Genomic DNA, 742 nt, shown 5'->3' on the forward strand with positions numbered 1-742 from the left:
AAGGGGATGCTGATTTTCTGCCAATAGAGAGAGTTTGGCCATAAGGCTTGGAAGGCAACCCCTTTAATCCCACCCAGGTACAAGAAAAAGCAGATAAAGATACCGCTTAACCAGATATACATGACGTCTCTTAGGAATACGGCATTTACTGCTGAAATAAATAGCGCAAGAATTACGATCCCATAGAGAATGCCGAGCAGTAGCTTAACTTTATCTATTTCATGAAAGAAGGTGTCATTGGGCCATATTTGAAGGGGGACAAACATCGAACTAGAGGTATCGATGCGCATATAAAAAGTTTGGCTTTCGTTGGCTGGCGTGTTGTGTAAAAAAACGATATTTCGATAATCGATGTCTCGTTGCTCAAAGGGATAAGCATCACCTGCGATTTCTTTAGTATACTCGCCCTCACTATCTGGTATGAAGTATTCAATTGAATCAAGGATCGGGTAGCGAACCTCAAGGTACCAGCGTGTGGCTTCTGGGCTTATGTTATCGACTGAAAAGCGGAGCCAATATACTGAGTCAGTAAATCCTTTTGCAAGGCCATCGTTGGGAGCATTTTGCCATTTTAGACCATTATTATACTTTGAGTCCGCGGCCATAATATCTTCAAAAATAGAATGCCGTCTTTATCTTCGATGTATTGGGTGTAAATGCCTATATTTTCGGGTATTGACTCAGCGCTGAGCTTGTATCCGGGAAGTTGTTCAGAAAAAGCATAACGCCCTACAACGATGAG

General features: G+C 42.2%; 1 protein-coding gene. It reads right to left on the reverse strand.

The features are described from left to right. A partial coding sequence (locus A3729_RS01695; protein WP_156497578.1) for a 7TM-DISM domain-containing protein occupies positions 1 to 605 on the reverse strand: 605 nt, incomplete at its 3' end. Positions 606 to 742: the final 137 nt, after the last annotated feature.

The sequence above is a fragment of the Oleiphilus sp. HI0043 genome, from assembly GCF_001634935.1.